At 70.1% G+C, this 12,302-nt stretch carries 10 protein-coding genes and 1 tRNA gene; 4 read left to right on the top strand and 7 right to left on the bottom strand.

The features are described 5' to 3' along the window. Positions 1 to 788: 788 nt before the first annotated feature. Positions 789 to 861: transfer RNA gene (locus tag EAO78_RS12930), tRNA-Thr, on the bottom strand. Positions 862 to 1,077: 216 nt separating this feature from the next. Here EAO78_RS12930 and EAO78_RS12925 point away from each other — a divergent pair. Together EAO78_RS12925 and EAO78_RS12920 are read left to right on the top strand one after the other, a co-directional pair. Then, on the top strand, positions 1,078 to 1,287 hold the full coding sequence (locus tag EAO78_RS12925) for a hypothetical protein (protein WP_122106244.1): 210 nt from the start codon (positions 1,078 to 1,080) through the stop codon (positions 1,285 to 1,287). A 299-nt stretch (positions 1,288 to 1,586) separates the two neighbouring features. Then, positions 1,587 to 2,000 carry an EamA family transporter gene (locus tag EAO78_RS12920; protein ID WP_122106262.1) on the top strand — a complete coding sequence of 138 codons (414 nt, stop codon included), beginning with the start codon at positions 1,587 to 1,589 and terminating at the stop codon, positions 1,998 to 2,000. A gap of 42 nt (positions 2,001 to 2,042) precedes the next feature. On the opposite strand, the gene EAO78_RS12915 is transcribed toward EAO78_RS12920, so the two are convergent. From EAO78_RS12915 to btuC, 3 genes are all read right to left on the bottom strand, one after another. Further along, the gene (locus EAO78_RS12915; protein WP_122106243.1) at positions 2,043 to 3,032 is read right to left on the bottom strand and encodes a class I SAM-dependent methyltransferase; all 990 of its coding nucleotides are present in this window, start codon (positions 3,030 to 3,032) and stop codon (positions 2,043 to 2,045) included. A gap of 62 nt (positions 3,033 to 3,094) precedes the next feature. After that, positions 3,095 to 4,390: an ATP-binding cassette domain-containing protein gene (locus EAO78_RS12910; RefSeq protein WP_203227879.1), complete on the bottom strand. Its 1,296-nt coding sequence runs from the start codon at positions 4,388 to 4,390 to the stop codon at positions 3,095 to 3,097. Beyond that, a complete protein-coding gene (gene btuC, locus EAO78_RS12905; RefSeq protein ID WP_122106242.1) occupies positions 4,387 to 5,529 on the bottom strand; it encodes a vitamin B12 ABC transporter permease BtuC in 1,143 nt (380 codons plus the stop codon). Before btuC ends, EAO78_RS12910 begins: the two co-directional genes overlap by 4 nt. A 62-nt stretch (positions 5,530 to 5,591) precedes the next feature. Between btuC and EAO78_RS12900 the strand changes: the two genes are divergently transcribed. Further along, positions 5,592 to 6,662: a PGF-CTERM-anchored ABC transporter substrate-binding protein gene (locus tag EAO78_RS12900; RefSeq protein ID WP_122106241.1), complete on the top strand. Its 1,071-nt coding sequence runs from the start codon at positions 5,592 to 5,594 to the stop codon at positions 6,660 to 6,662. Positions 6,663 to 6,687: 25 nt separating this feature from the next. On the opposite strand, the gene EAO78_RS12895 is transcribed toward EAO78_RS12900, so the two are convergent. Further along, the gene (locus EAO78_RS12895; protein ID WP_122106240.1) at positions 6,688 to 7,887 is read right to left on the bottom strand and encodes a pyridoxal-phosphate dependent enzyme; all 1,200 of its coding nucleotides are present in this window, start codon (positions 7,885 to 7,887) and stop codon (positions 6,688 to 6,690) included. A gap of 529 nt (positions 7,888 to 8,416) precedes the next feature. Here EAO78_RS12895 and EAO78_RS12890 point away from each other — a divergent pair. Then, positions 8,417 to 9,733, top strand: a complete 1,317-nt coding sequence (locus EAO78_RS12890; protein WP_122106239.1) for an NAD(P)/FAD-dependent oxidoreductase — start codon at positions 8,417 to 8,419, stop codon at positions 9,731 to 9,733. On the opposite strand, the gene EAO78_RS12885 is transcribed toward EAO78_RS12890, so the two are convergent. After that, positions 9,730 to 10,944 carry a helix-turn-helix transcriptional regulator gene (locus EAO78_RS12885; protein WP_122106238.1) on the bottom strand — a complete coding sequence of 405 codons (1,215 nt, stop codon included), beginning with the start codon at positions 10,942 to 10,944 and terminating at the stop codon, positions 9,730 to 9,732. The genes EAO78_RS12890 and EAO78_RS12885 overlap by 4 nt on opposite strands. Before the next feature lie 144 nt (positions 10,945 to 11,088). Then, complete coding sequence (locus EAO78_RS12880) at positions 11,089 to 12,288, bottom strand: hypothetical protein (RefSeq protein ID WP_122106237.1); 1,200 nt, start codon at positions 12,286 to 12,288, stop codon at positions 11,089 to 11,091. Positions 12,289 to 12,302: the final 14 nt, after the last annotated feature.

Here is a 12,302-nt window from a genome sequence, read left to right as displayed (position 1 = left end):
GTTGAGTAGCGCGACGCCCATAATCGCCTTCTCGACCTCATTTCCTCAAACCGTTACGGAAGGATCCCGCCGCTGTCTTCCATTTTCAATAGAGCACCAAAAACACCGATTCAGTCTGTTCGGGCGTTTCAGGCGAGGTATTCTTCTGAACGAATCGCATGGTAAGGAAGACTACGGGCAACATCAGCCCGACAACTTGAATCAAATCAAGCGCGATCTGTCGAACCATAGGCCCGTTTTATAAACGGAAATGAATAATATCCCAAGATGTGGCCGCGGTATCCGGTAAATGCCTCTACCGGTTGTTCTCAGACATAACGTGTTTTGATCAGGCTGGCGTCGAGACACTTCGAGCGGGCGTTCTGTCCTAACCGCGACTCCTCTCCTACGTCCGAGCCGACGAATCTCGCGCGCGATACACTACCGCATAGAGGCCGCTCGAAATCGGATCAGCAACTTGTGGGCGACTTCACTCGGCGCACGCTGGTGTCCCATCCGTGGTCCAACTCGGGGGACTACTATCGCCGAGAAGTTCCATCGCAACTCGGGTTCCCAATCGCGAGAGACGGTCTATTATCGGATTCTTGCTGGTGGCCCGACGATCGTTCCTTTCCAGAAACCGCACCACAGCCCGCCTGCAACCCCTTTACCGAATCAAATGTTGGCGGCAAACCTGGCCGCGAGACCGAATCAAATGTCGTGTTCCGAGGGGTGCCTAAATGCGAAAAAGAAAGTATGAGGACCTCTAACGGTCATTTGTACTCCCTCGAGGAACGAAGTGAAGCGAGAGCCGGAGGAGGGATTTGAACCCTCGACCTATTCCTTACGAAGGAATCGCTCTGCCAGCTGAGCTACTCCGGCACGCATCCGTTCATACCCCGATGACGAAAATAAGGGTTCCGAAACGGAGTCAGTAACGGAACCCCCGACCGCCCGAACCGACCGTGGTCACGCTCCGAGAGCGTGCTTCAAGATGCACGGATATTCGGATCATCGAGGCCCGATCTTTTCATAATATCCTGGTTTCTAATAACTATATAAGGGAAAAGCATAAATATCCGATTGAACATCCATCGAGTGCCGAAAGACACCGTACGCCTCTCGGCGGCGGGAACCGGTCCCGTGACGGTGTCTGCCCGATCGGAGCCCGTATCGGGCGGAGACGACCCCGCCGGCGACGACGTGGCACACCGCGCCACGAACGGTCGGACGAAGTTCGACCACGTCCCCACGACCGCGCCGGCGGTCGGTCATCGGCTGTCAGCAACGACCGCGGCCGACGTGTGATCCACGTCCTCGAGACGCCAAGCGCGAGGTCGCCTCTGGCCCCGATTCCACGGCCGCGGACTCTCGTCATGTGACGGGCCATGGTCGTCCGCCCCGACCGTCCCTCGGGGCCGACGGCGTTCTTCGCGCATCCGGTGATCATCGGACGCGAGCGACCGGATCGCGACCGTTTTTCACGACGCCGGCCCCAGACGACGTATGCGTCTCACGCCACCGACCACGCCGGCGACCACCGAGAATCGTGCGCGAGCGAGATACTCGCCCGCCCCAAACGAGGGTTCGGGAGGTGGCGACCGTCGATGAACCAGGTCGTCGTCCTCGCGCTCGTGGGCGCGATCGCGTGGGGGTTCTGGGCGCTCTTCGCCGACGTGGCGACCCGAACCATGGCCCCGGAGGTGGCGATGATAGTCTCCTACTCGGTCGCCATCGTGGTCGCCGGCGTGTACGTCTGGCATCGGGGGACGAGCCTCCTCGGAAACGACCCGACCGCGCTGTGGTTCGCGGGGCTCGCCGGGGTCGCCTCCGGCATCGGCGCGGTCGCCTACTACGCGGCGCTCCAGATCGGCTCGGCGGGGATCGCGACGACGATCACGGCGATGTACTTCGTCGTCGCCGCCGCGCTCGGCTTTCTCCTCTTCGGCGACGTACCCGAACTCAGCGACCTGGCTGGGATCGCCGCGGCGGTCGTCGCGGTCGCGCTGATCGCGTACTGATCGTCACGTCGGGTCGTCGGATGCCGCCGACCCGGATCGCCCTCACGCCCGGGTCAGCCGGACGTCGAGACAGACGTTGTACTCGTGGGGCGCGTACGACCGGACGACGCGCTCGGTCTCGACCGCGACGTCGTAGTCGTCGCCGGCGGCGTCGCGGATCGCCCGTTCCCCGGGACCGAACGGGTCGTCCTCGTGCTGGATGTCGTAGTAGTGGATCACGCACTCCTCGCCTGCGAGCGACACCGCGGTATCGAGGAACTCGTCGGCCGAGTGCGGGAGGTTCATCACGAGCCGGTCGGCCGTGTCCGCGTAGACGTCCGCCGTCTCCCGGACGTCGCCGGCGATCGCGGTCACGCGGTCCGCGACACCGTTCCGCTCGGCGTTCTCCTCGAGGTACGCGATCGCCGCCTCGTTGAGGTCGCAGGCGACCACGTCCGCGCCGCGGGCCGCCATCGGGACCGCGTACGGGCCGACTCCGGCGAACATGTCGACGACGGACTCGTCGGGCTCCACCTGCTCGATCACGCGGTGGCGCTCGGTCGCGAGCCGCGGGGAGAAGTACACCTCCGCGACGTCGAGCGCGAACTCGTGACCGTACTCGCGGTGGACCGTCTCGGTGCCGTTCCCCGCGAGCACCTCCCACCGGCGGACGCGCAGCTCGCCCTCGATCGGCGAGGCGCGGTTGAGCACGGTCGCACACGGGAGGTCGGAGGCCAGCACGGCGTCGGCGATCTCGCGGGCGCGGTCGTCGTCGTCCTCGTCGAGGATGACGATGTCGCCGAGTCGTTCGAGCGACGGCTCGTAGCCGAGCAGGTCGGCGGGCGTCCGCGGCCGCTCCCGCTCGGCCGCGTCGCGCTCGACGAGCCGGTCGGAGAACTCGACCGGAACCGCGGAAGGGTCGGTGACCGGGATGTAGATGATCCCGCCCTCGACGGCGATCCGGTGGTCGCCGTCGAGGAGGTCGGCGTCGGCGAGTCGCTCGCGGACGGTCTCGCCGCGCTCGCGCTCGACGGCGACGCAGGGGACGCTCATTGCCGGAGGGAAGGGGTCGGTCGGATAAAGCGTGACGTTTCGTGGGTCAAGGACGAGGACGGCTATGTCGGTTCGGTCGATCCGGTCGGTTCCGCCTCGATCGGATTCGTCGACGCATCCGCCACCGCCTCGAGCAGGTCGTCCTCGTCGACGTCGGCGGGGACCTCGACGACGCGCTCCGCGGCGGAGGCGACCCCGCTCACGTCGTGTTCGGGTCCGTGGGAGTCGAGCCCGTGGGAGCCGGACCCGTGGGAGTCGCGTCCGGTTTCGTCGTGGTCGCCTCCGTCGCGGTCGCGGTCGTCGTCCCTCCCGTCGACGACGAGAGCCACGTCCGCCTCGGCGGCCAATTCGCGCGCCGCGGCCCGCGACGCGGCGTCGACGCCCGCGAAGGGCGGAACGGTCACGACGGGGGCGTCCGCGTCGGTGGCCGCGACGGCCGCGGCGTCGCCCTCGGGAACGACGCCGAGAGAGACCTCGTGGCCGGCGGCCGCGAGCCGGGCGACGACCCGCGCGGCGTCCGGACCCGTGCCGACGACGTGGAGTCGGCGGAGGTCGGCGTCCGACCGCGGGAAGGCGGTCACCGCGGGCGTCCCGGTGGCCGGATTCCGGCCGACGAACGGCTCCGCGTCGAACGCCCCGCGGACCGCTCCGGCGTCGAGCACCTCCGCGGGCGGGCCGTCGGCGTGGACTCCCCCGTGGGCGAGAACGACGACCCGGTCGCAGTACCGGGCGGCCATGTCGAGGTCGTGGATCGCCGCGATCGCGGCCCGGCCGTCGTCGACGAGGTCGCGGACGAGGTCCATCGTGGTCACGGCGTGGTTCACGTCGAGGCTCGCGGTGGGCTCGTCGAGGACCAGCGCCGGCGTTCCCTGTGCCAGCGCCCGTGCGAGGAGAACGCGCTGACGCTCCCCGCCGGACACCTCGGCGATCGAGCGGTCGGCGAAGCGCTCGACGCCGGCGGCCGCCATCGCCTCGTCGACGGCCGCGACGTCCTCGGGCCCGTGGCCGTCGAACCGTCCGAGGTGTGGGGTCCGGCCCATCTCGACGACGTGGCGCACCCGGAAGTCGAACGCGAGCCCGGTGTCCTGTGGAACGCTGGCCACGCGCCGGCCGACCTCGCGGGCGGACAGCCCGTCGATCGGGTCGCCGTCGAGCCGGACCGTCCCCCCGTCGGGGTCGACGGTTCCCTTGATCGCCCGGAGGACGGTCGTCTTGCCCGCGCCGTTGGGACCGACGAGCCCGACGAACGATCCCGATTCGAGCGTCACGTCGACGCCTGAGACGGCCTCGAGGTCGCCGAAAGCGACGTCGAGGTCGCGGACGGCGATCAGCGGGTCTCCCGTATCGTCGGCACTCACAGCTCGTTCACCTCCCGGCTCATCAGCAGGTAGACGAAGAAGGGCGCGCCGACGGCGGCGGTCACGACGCCGACCGGGAGCTCGGCGGCCCCCGACCGCGCCGCGGTGTCGGCGGCGACGAGGAAGGTCCCGCCGGCGAGCGCGGCGGTCGGGAGCAACACCCGGTGGTCGGGGCCGACGAGGAGCCGGAGCATGTGCGGGACGATCAGGCCGACGAAGCCGATGACCCCCGCGAACGCGACCCCCGCGGCCGTGATCAGCGCGCTCGCGGCGAGCAGCACCCGCTTGGTGCGCTCGACCTCGATCCCGAGCCCGTGGGCCTCCTCCTCGCCGAGCAGGAGGACGTTGAGGTCTCGAGAGTACACGAGGAGCACGGCGAAGAGCGGCGGGACGACGAGCGCGGTGGCCGCGACCTCGTTCCAGGAGGCTCCCGAGAGATGGCCCATCAGCCACGCGACGATCCGCCGGAGCGACTCGCCCGCCTGTAACTGGAGGTACGAGATGACCGCGCCGAGGAACGTCTGGACGGCCACACCGGCCAGGAGGAGGGTCGCGACCGGGGTCCGACCGTGTCGCGTCGCGATGGCGTAAACGCCGAACGCCGCGACGAGCGCGCCGACGAACGCGAACAGGCTCACGCCCGCTCCGTACGAGAGGCCGAGGTCGACCGCGCCGACGAGGGGCAGCGTCAGCGTCGCCGACAGCGCGGTCGGGAAGACGATGAACGCGACCGCGCCGACGGCCGCGCCCGAGGAGACGCCGATGATCGACGGGTCGGCCATCGGGTTGCGGAAGAAACCCTGCATCACGGTGCCCGCGGCCGCGAGCGAGAACCCGACGAGCGCCGCGAGCAGGATCCGCGGGAGCCTGACGAGCAGGACGATCCGCCGGTGGACGTCGTCGACGGAAAAGGCGAACGGCGAGCGGTACGCGAGGTCGATCCCCGGGAGCGCGAGCGGCCCCGCGCCCCGCGTCCCGAGTTCCACGCCCGCCGGGATGACCGCCGCGTTCAACACGACCTTCAGGACCTCCGCGGGAGGGATCCGTACCGGCCCGATCCCGGCGCTGACGACGACGACGACCGCGAGCGCGGCGGCTAGGACGGCCGACCAGGTCGCGGCTCGACGTCGAACACGCATTCGATAGACAACAAAACTTGTAGTAGGTAAATACTTATTGGACCGGACGCGTCGATACACCGATGCGAGACAGCTTCGCGGTCGCGATCGCGCTGCTCGTGACGACGGCCCTCGTGGGCGGCGTCGCGGGCGGGGCGGCGGGCGCACAGCCGACGACTGAGATGACGGGCGGCTCGGACGTCCACCAGACGGACGGCTCCGGAGAGTGTTCGTTCCCGCTCGAGGTGACCGACGCGACGGGCGAGACGATCACGCTCGAGGAGCCGCCCGAGCGGATCACGACGACGAACCCCTCGGCCGCCCAGGTCCTGTGGGAGGTCGGTGCGGAGGACCGCGTCGTCGGCGTGACCCAGTACGCGGCGTACCTCGACGGGGCGGAGGAGAGGGCGAACGTCTCGGCGGAGGGGCTCGGCGTCAGCGTCGAGCGCGTCGTCGGCACCGAACCCGACCTCGTGTTGGCACCCAACGCCTCCGCTGACCAAGTCGAGGATCTCCGGAACGCCGACCTCACCGTCTACCACTTCCCCGAGGCGACCGGCGTCGCCGACATCGCCGACAAGACGGAGACGATCGGCCGGCTGGTCGGCGAGTGTGACGCCGCCGCGGAGACCAACGCGGAGATGAACGACACCGTCGAGGAGGTCCGGGACCGGACCGCCGACCTCGACCGGCCGGCCGCGCTCTACCCGCTCGGGAGCGGCTACGTCGCCGCCGGGAACACCTTCATCGACGAGCTCATGACGATCGGCGGGCTCGAGAACGTCGCCGCCGCCGAGGGCGAGGGGTACCCGCAGCTCTCCGACGAGGTCGTCCTCGAGATGGACCCCGAGCTGATCCTCGTCAACGAGCCGGACTCGCCGATCATGGACGAGAGCCCGTACGTGGACACGACCGCCGGTCGGGAGGGGAACGCGGTCGTGGTCGAGGTCCACTGGCTGAACCAGCCCGCGCCGCGCAGCGTGATGGAGACGACCACGACGATCGCGGACGCGGTCGAGGAGCACGCCGCGGAGGAGGGAGACGAGGGAAGCGGGGCGTCCGAGACCGGCGAGGGCGTCCCCGGCTTCGGCGTCGTCGCGGCGGTCCTCGCGGTCCTCGCGACGCTCGCCGCGGGCGTGGGCCGTCGGCCGTAGCGGTTCCGTCCTTCCTCGGTCGAACTCAGATGCCCTGTCCCATCAGGTGGCTCCGCAACACGTCGGGCGTCTTGAGTCCGGCGTCGGCGTTGAGCAGGACGACCGTCTCGTCGCCCTCGAAGTAGTCCTCCTCGGCGAGTTCCCACGCACCCGCGGGTGCGGCCCCGCCGGCCACGCCCATCTCGATCACCTCGTTCCGGGCGACGGCGACCGCACTTTCGAGGACGTCCCCGTCGTCGGCCGTCACGGCGGTCCCGCCGCTCCGCTCGACCGCCTCGACCGCGGCTCGGCCGCCGGCCGGGTCGGGGATCTCCAACTCGCCGCAGATGGTGTCGGGCGTCGACCACGGCTCCGGCTCGTCGAGCCCGCGCTCGACCGCCGCCGCGATCGGGGCACAGCCGCTCGGCTGGGCCGCGACGAGCCGGGGAACCGAACCGATCGCGTCGATCCGCGCCAGCTCGGAGAACCCCTTGTACACGCCCGCGAGCACCTCGCCGGAACCCGTCGGGACGACGACGACGTCGGGAGCGCCGCCGAGGTCGGCGACCAGCTCGAACGCGACCGTCTTGACTCCCTCGTGGCGGTAGGGGGTCGCGAACTCGTCCAGGTCCGTGTACGCCGTCTCCAGCTGCTCGTCGACGGCGGCGGCCGCGTCGGGGAACCGCCCGCCGACCACGCGCATGTCGCCGCCGTGGACGTTGGTCATCGCCTTGTTCGAGAAGGCACACCGCGAGGGGACGAACGCGTACGACCGCAGGTCCGCGCGGCCCGCGTACGCCGCCATCGACTGCCCCGCGTTGCCGGGGCTCGCGCACGCGAGCGGCTCGACGTCGGCCCCGGCGGCGGCCCGCATCGCGACCGCGGTCAGCGCGACCGAGAGCCCGCGGTCGAGGACGGTGCCCGTCGGGTTTCGTCCCTCGTCCTTGACGTACACCGCGTCGACGCCGAGCTCGTCGGCGAGCCGCTCGGTCGGCACGAGCGGCGTCGATCCCTCGCTTGCCGAGATCCCAGCGGACGCGGGGAACGGGAGGAGCGCGTCGAAGCGCCAGTGGCCCGCCGGGATGCCGGTCGAAGCCGAGAACAGGTCGTCCGGATCGACCGCGTCGTACTCGTAGGTCGGCTCGACGCGCCCCGCCTCCTCGGGGAGTTCCGCCGGGTCCGCCGTCTCGTACACCCGCCCGGACGCGCGACTCTCCAGCCCGCGGAACGTCTCGGTCGTCTCCATACGCGACCTTGCGTCGGCCGGGACTAATCGCTTCCCACTCCGGTCGGCGCGACACGCGAGGCGAGCCCGAGTCGACGATCCATCGATTGAGCGGTGGCGCGCCCGGGAGCGGGCCGGAGGCCCGCGACCGGAACGCGAGGGAGTCGGTCGCCGTAGGCGGCCGACGAGGCTGGGGAGGTGTGAGGTGCGGGGCGGTCCCGCGAGTGAAACGAGCGGGCGTACGGAAGTCGCAGCCCGCGCAGCGAAGCGAGCAGGAACGTCCTCCGGTAGTGCGGTGTGGGCGGGACTCAAAGGGGCCGCCTCGTGGCTGGGGCTTTGACGGTGTTCTCCGCGGTCTAGTCACCGAATACGTACAGTCGAGCGACCGGGGCGTTGACGGTGTTCACTGGTGTCTCGTTGACGACACGGTAGTACCGGGCAGCTGAGACGTTAGAGACGGTCTCCACGGTCAGGACTCCTCCGTTCCACTGCCGACGGATCCCGTTCCGTCCCGCCGCCGCTTATAACCGACCAGTCCGAACCTCCACGCATGGACGCAGACGCCATCGTCGTCGGCGGCGGACTCTCCGGGTTGGTCTCGGCGGCCCGCCTCGCGGAGGCGGGCACGGACGTGACGCTGCTCGAACGACGGCCGACCGTCGGCGGTCGAGTCCGTTCCCGCGAGGTCGACGGCTTCACGCTGGACCGCGGGTTTCAGGTGCTGTTCACGAGCTACCCGGCCGTGGCTCGCGAACTCGACGTCGACGCGCTCGACCTCCGCGCGTTCTCGCCCGGCGCGACGATCTGTCGGCCCGGATCGCGAGCCGTCCTCTCCGACCCGCTCCGCGAGCCGACCGCCGTCGTCGAGTCCGCGCTGAACCACGAGATCCCCTTCTCCGATAAGCTCCGGACGCTCGCGCTCCGGTACGACCTCTCGAAACGCGCGGAGGACGAGTTCTTCGCGGGCTCCGGCTCCGACGCCTCGATCCGTGACTACCTCACGGATTGGGGCTTCTCGAGCGACTACGTCGCGAACTTCGTCGAACCCTTCTACGGCGGGATCACCCTCGATCGGTCGCTTTCGACCTCCAAGGCGGTCTTCGAGTACACCTTCCGCGCGATGAGCCGCGGGTCGATCGCGGTGCCCGCCGCGGGGATGGCGGCGATCCCCGAGCAGCTCGCCGAGCGCGCCGCAGATGCCGGCGTCGAGGTCCGCACTGGCGAGGACGTCGAGCGGATCGACGTCGGCTCGGGCGGCCGGTTCCGGCTCGGCTCCGGCGGCCCGGCGGACGGCGCGCGCGTCGAACTCGCGGACGGCGGGACCCTCGACGCGGAGGCCGTCGTCGTCGCGACCACGCCGCCGGAGGCCCGGACGCTGACCGGAGTCGAGTCGATCCCGGAGTCCGGGGTCCCCAACGTCACCGCGTGGTACGCGCTCCCCGAGCACTCGTCGTTCACGACCGGGCGGCGGATCCTGCTCAACGCGGCCGACGAGTCGCCGAACGCGGTGGTGCCGATCTCGGAGGTCGCCACCGAGTACGCGCCCCGGAACCGTCCCCTGCTCGCCGCGACGTTCCTCGGCGAGGCGGCGTTGGAGCGCGACGCGGACGACCTCCGTGAGGACACCCGCGAGGCGCTCTCGTCGTGGTTCCCGGAACGCGGGTTCGAGAGCCTCGAGACCGTCGCCGTCGACCGGATCCCCTTCGCACAGTTCGTCCAGCCGCCGGGGGTTCACGCGACCCTCCCCGACCCGGACGACCCCGAGGGGCCGGTGGTGCTCGCGGGCGAGTACACCGAGTGGTCCTCGATCCAGGGCGCGCTAGAGAGCGGTCGAAAGGCGGCGACGGCGGCGCACGAGTACCTCTAGGTAGCCGACGCGCCGCCGGTTCCGTCGTCGCTGTCGTCACGGGCGTCATCGTTTCCGTCGTTTCCGTCCTCGGCGCCGCCCTCGTCCGGCAGCGTGAGCACGTTCTCGCGGCCCAGCCGGAACCCCTCCAGGTCGCCCTCGTCGCGGAGCCCGGTCACCACCTGGCTCGTCTTCGCGGCCGTCCAGTCGAGCTCCTCCGCGACCCGCTTCTGTTTCATCCGCCCGCCTTCACGCTCGAGAAGCCGGAGCACCTGCTCCTCGTTGCTCAGAAGCTCCGCGTCGACCGGCGGAACCTCTCCGTCGTCGCCCGCGGAGTCGCCGTCCGATGACTCGTCGTCCGCGGGGCTATCGTCCGTCGAACCGTCGTCCGCGGCCGCTTCCGCGTCGGCTTCGGCGTCCGTGGCTGTTTCGTCCCGGCGTTCATCGCTCGCGCTCGACCCTGCCGTCGAGCCGTCCTCCGCGACCGGCGACCTCCGATCGCGTCGGACGTACGCCACGGCTCCGCCGAGGACGACGAGGAGACCGACGACGGCGAGGATCGGAAGCCCGCCGGGGAGCGAACTCACGGCGGACTCGGGGACGGCCGAGACCCGCGGTTCACCCCCGGCGAAGTCGACCGGGCCGATCCAGACGACCGATCCGTCCCGCGTTTCCGCTGGCGCGGGCGAGGCCACGTCCAGCTCGTGGGAGTCCGGCCACGAGAGGATGAGCGAGCTCTCCTCGTCGAGGAACATCCCGTCTATCGCGTCACCGGCGGCGATCCGGCCGTCCTCGACGGTCGCGAAGCCGCCCCAGCGGAACCGGTAGGTGACGACCCCGTACTCCTGGGGGATCTCCCGCCGCTCCGCGGTCACCGACACGTTCGAGACCGACATCTCCCGTCCCGTCGCGTTCGCCGCCGCCCCGACGGTCGTCTCCATCCGCCCACGGAAGCGGTCGGTGTACGCCGCGGGGTCCGCCTCGAGGTCCGTGCGGAACTCCTCGAAGGCCTGCTCCTCGTCGCTCGTCGAGAGCCGCACTCGATACTCGATCGTCCAGACCGCGTCGCCCTCGGCATCGACGTCGGCGGTGATCAGGACGTCGTCGGGGTCGATCTCCTCCTGTTGGGCGAAGGGATCGCCGGCGACCCCCGAGACGCCGGTGGACGCGCCGACGAGGAGAGCCACGACGAGACAGCAGACGACCACGAGGAGGGCGGTCGTTCGCTTCACGGACGGACGGACACGCGGGCGCGCTAAATCGCTTCCCATGTCCCCCGGTCGTGTTCGCTCCCGTCGCGATCGACGGCGTCGTGACCGGTCGTTCCGTGACCCTCCACGGTCGCCGGATGGTCGTCACTCTCCGACATGGTCACGCTACGGCCCGTTCCGGTCGTTTCCGCCCGTATCTCCGTTCGAACCCGGTGAGTCGGAGCCGTCCGCGTCTCCACCCGAATCCGGATCGGAACCTGACTCGTCCTCGTTTCCGGCGTTCCCGCTGCTCTCGGGTTCGCCGTCGCTCGTGGATTCGCCGTCGCTCGTGGATTCGTCGTCGCTCATGGGTTCGGCGTCACTTGCGGATTCGCCGTCGTCCGTGACGACGTCGTCACCGCCGGCGTCCGTCCCGCCTCCGGTCGCTCCGTTCCCGGACGCGTCCTCGCCGGAACCCGAGCCGCCAGTAGCATCCGATCCACCGGTGGCGTTCCCCCCGGCGTCGGATCCGTTCACGTTCGCTCCGTCACGCTCCGGGCCGTTCCCCGGCGTTCGGTTTTCCGCCTCCGAGGTGTTCCCGGTCGAATTCGGGCCACCGATCCCCGGGAGGTCACCCTCGGCCTCTCCGAGGCCGTTTCCGGCTCCCGGACGGTCGTCGCGATCGGGTCCCATCCCGCGATCGGATCCCATCGGGGCCCCGGTTCGGTTCCCACCGATCTCACGGGCGATCGCGGCCGTCTCCGGGCCGCTCAACTCGCTCGCCCGCTCCCTGAGCGTCCGGATCCGCTCGGCGTCAACGCCCTGCTCCGCGAGCACGTCCTCCGAGAGCCCCGACGCGAGTTCGGCGCTCCGCTCGGTCGTCCGGTTCACCGACGCCGCCTGCACGCCGATCTTCGCCTCCCGTGCGGCGTACGCGCCGTCGCTCACGTTTCCGCCGGAACGACGCTCGCGGAGTTCGCGCTGTCGATCACGGAGCTCCGCAAGCCGCTCCTCGTTGCGGTCGAGCTGATCCGCGATCACCGCCGCTCGCTCCCCGTCGGTCTCCGCCTCCGCGATCCGGATCCCGAACGACCGCGACTCGACCTCGCCCTCGACTTCCGCGCCCTGGACGTCGATGACTCCGGAGAGCCGCTCGCCGGGGCTGAGGTCGGCCCGCCCGTCCGTCCCGTCCGTCGACCCATCCGACTCGTTCGTCGCACCGCCCGCCACGGTCGCTCGGTCGTCCGCCGCGGTTCGATCGCCAGCCACGTCGTGGCCGGTCTCGTCGTGGCCGTGGTCGCCCGCAACCGCGGCCCCCAGCGGAGCCATGGCGATCACTCCCGTGACGACGATGAGGACGACGAGCGTCGAGATTCGCCGGTTCATGTCTCCCGATCGGC

Origin of the sequence: Halobellus captivus, assembly GCF_003697845.1 — an archaeon.
In the GTDB taxonomy this organism is placed as follows: domain Archaea; phylum Halobacteriota; class Halobacteria; order Halobacteriales; family Haloferacaceae; genus Halorubrum; species Halorubrum glutamatedens.
This window is presented reverse-complemented; position numbering and strand designations above follow the sequence as displayed.

Excerpts from the sequence above, each read along its gene's own strand:
- EAO78_RS12920 (WP_122106262.1), top strand. The coding sequence starts at position 1,587 with ATGAACCAGGTCGTCGTCCTCGCGCTCGTGGGCGCGATCGCGTGGGGG.
- EAO78_RS12915 (WP_122106243.1), bottom strand. The coding sequence starts at position 3,032 with ATGAGCGTCCCCTGCGTCGCCGTCGAGCGCGAGCGCGGCGAGACCGTC.
- btuC (WP_122106242.1), bottom strand. The coding sequence starts at position 5,529 with ATGCGTGTTCGACGTCGAGCCGCGACCTGGTCGGCCGTCCTAGCCGCC.
- EAO78_RS12900 (WP_122106241.1), top strand. The coding sequence starts at position 5,592 with ATGCGAGACAGCTTCGCGGTCGCGATCGCGCTGCTCGTGACGACGGCC.
- EAO78_RS12895 (WP_122106240.1), bottom strand. The coding sequence starts at position 7,887 with ATGGAGACGACCGAGACGTTCCGCGGGCTGGAGAGTCGCGCGTCCGGG.
- EAO78_RS12890 (WP_122106239.1), top strand. The coding sequence starts at position 8,417 with ATGGACGCAGACGCCATCGTCGTCGGCGGCGGACTCTCCGGGTTGGTC.
- EAO78_RS12880 (WP_122106237.1), bottom strand. The coding sequence starts at position 12,288 with ATGAACCGGCGAATCTCGACGCTCGTCGTCCTCATCGTCGTCACGGGA.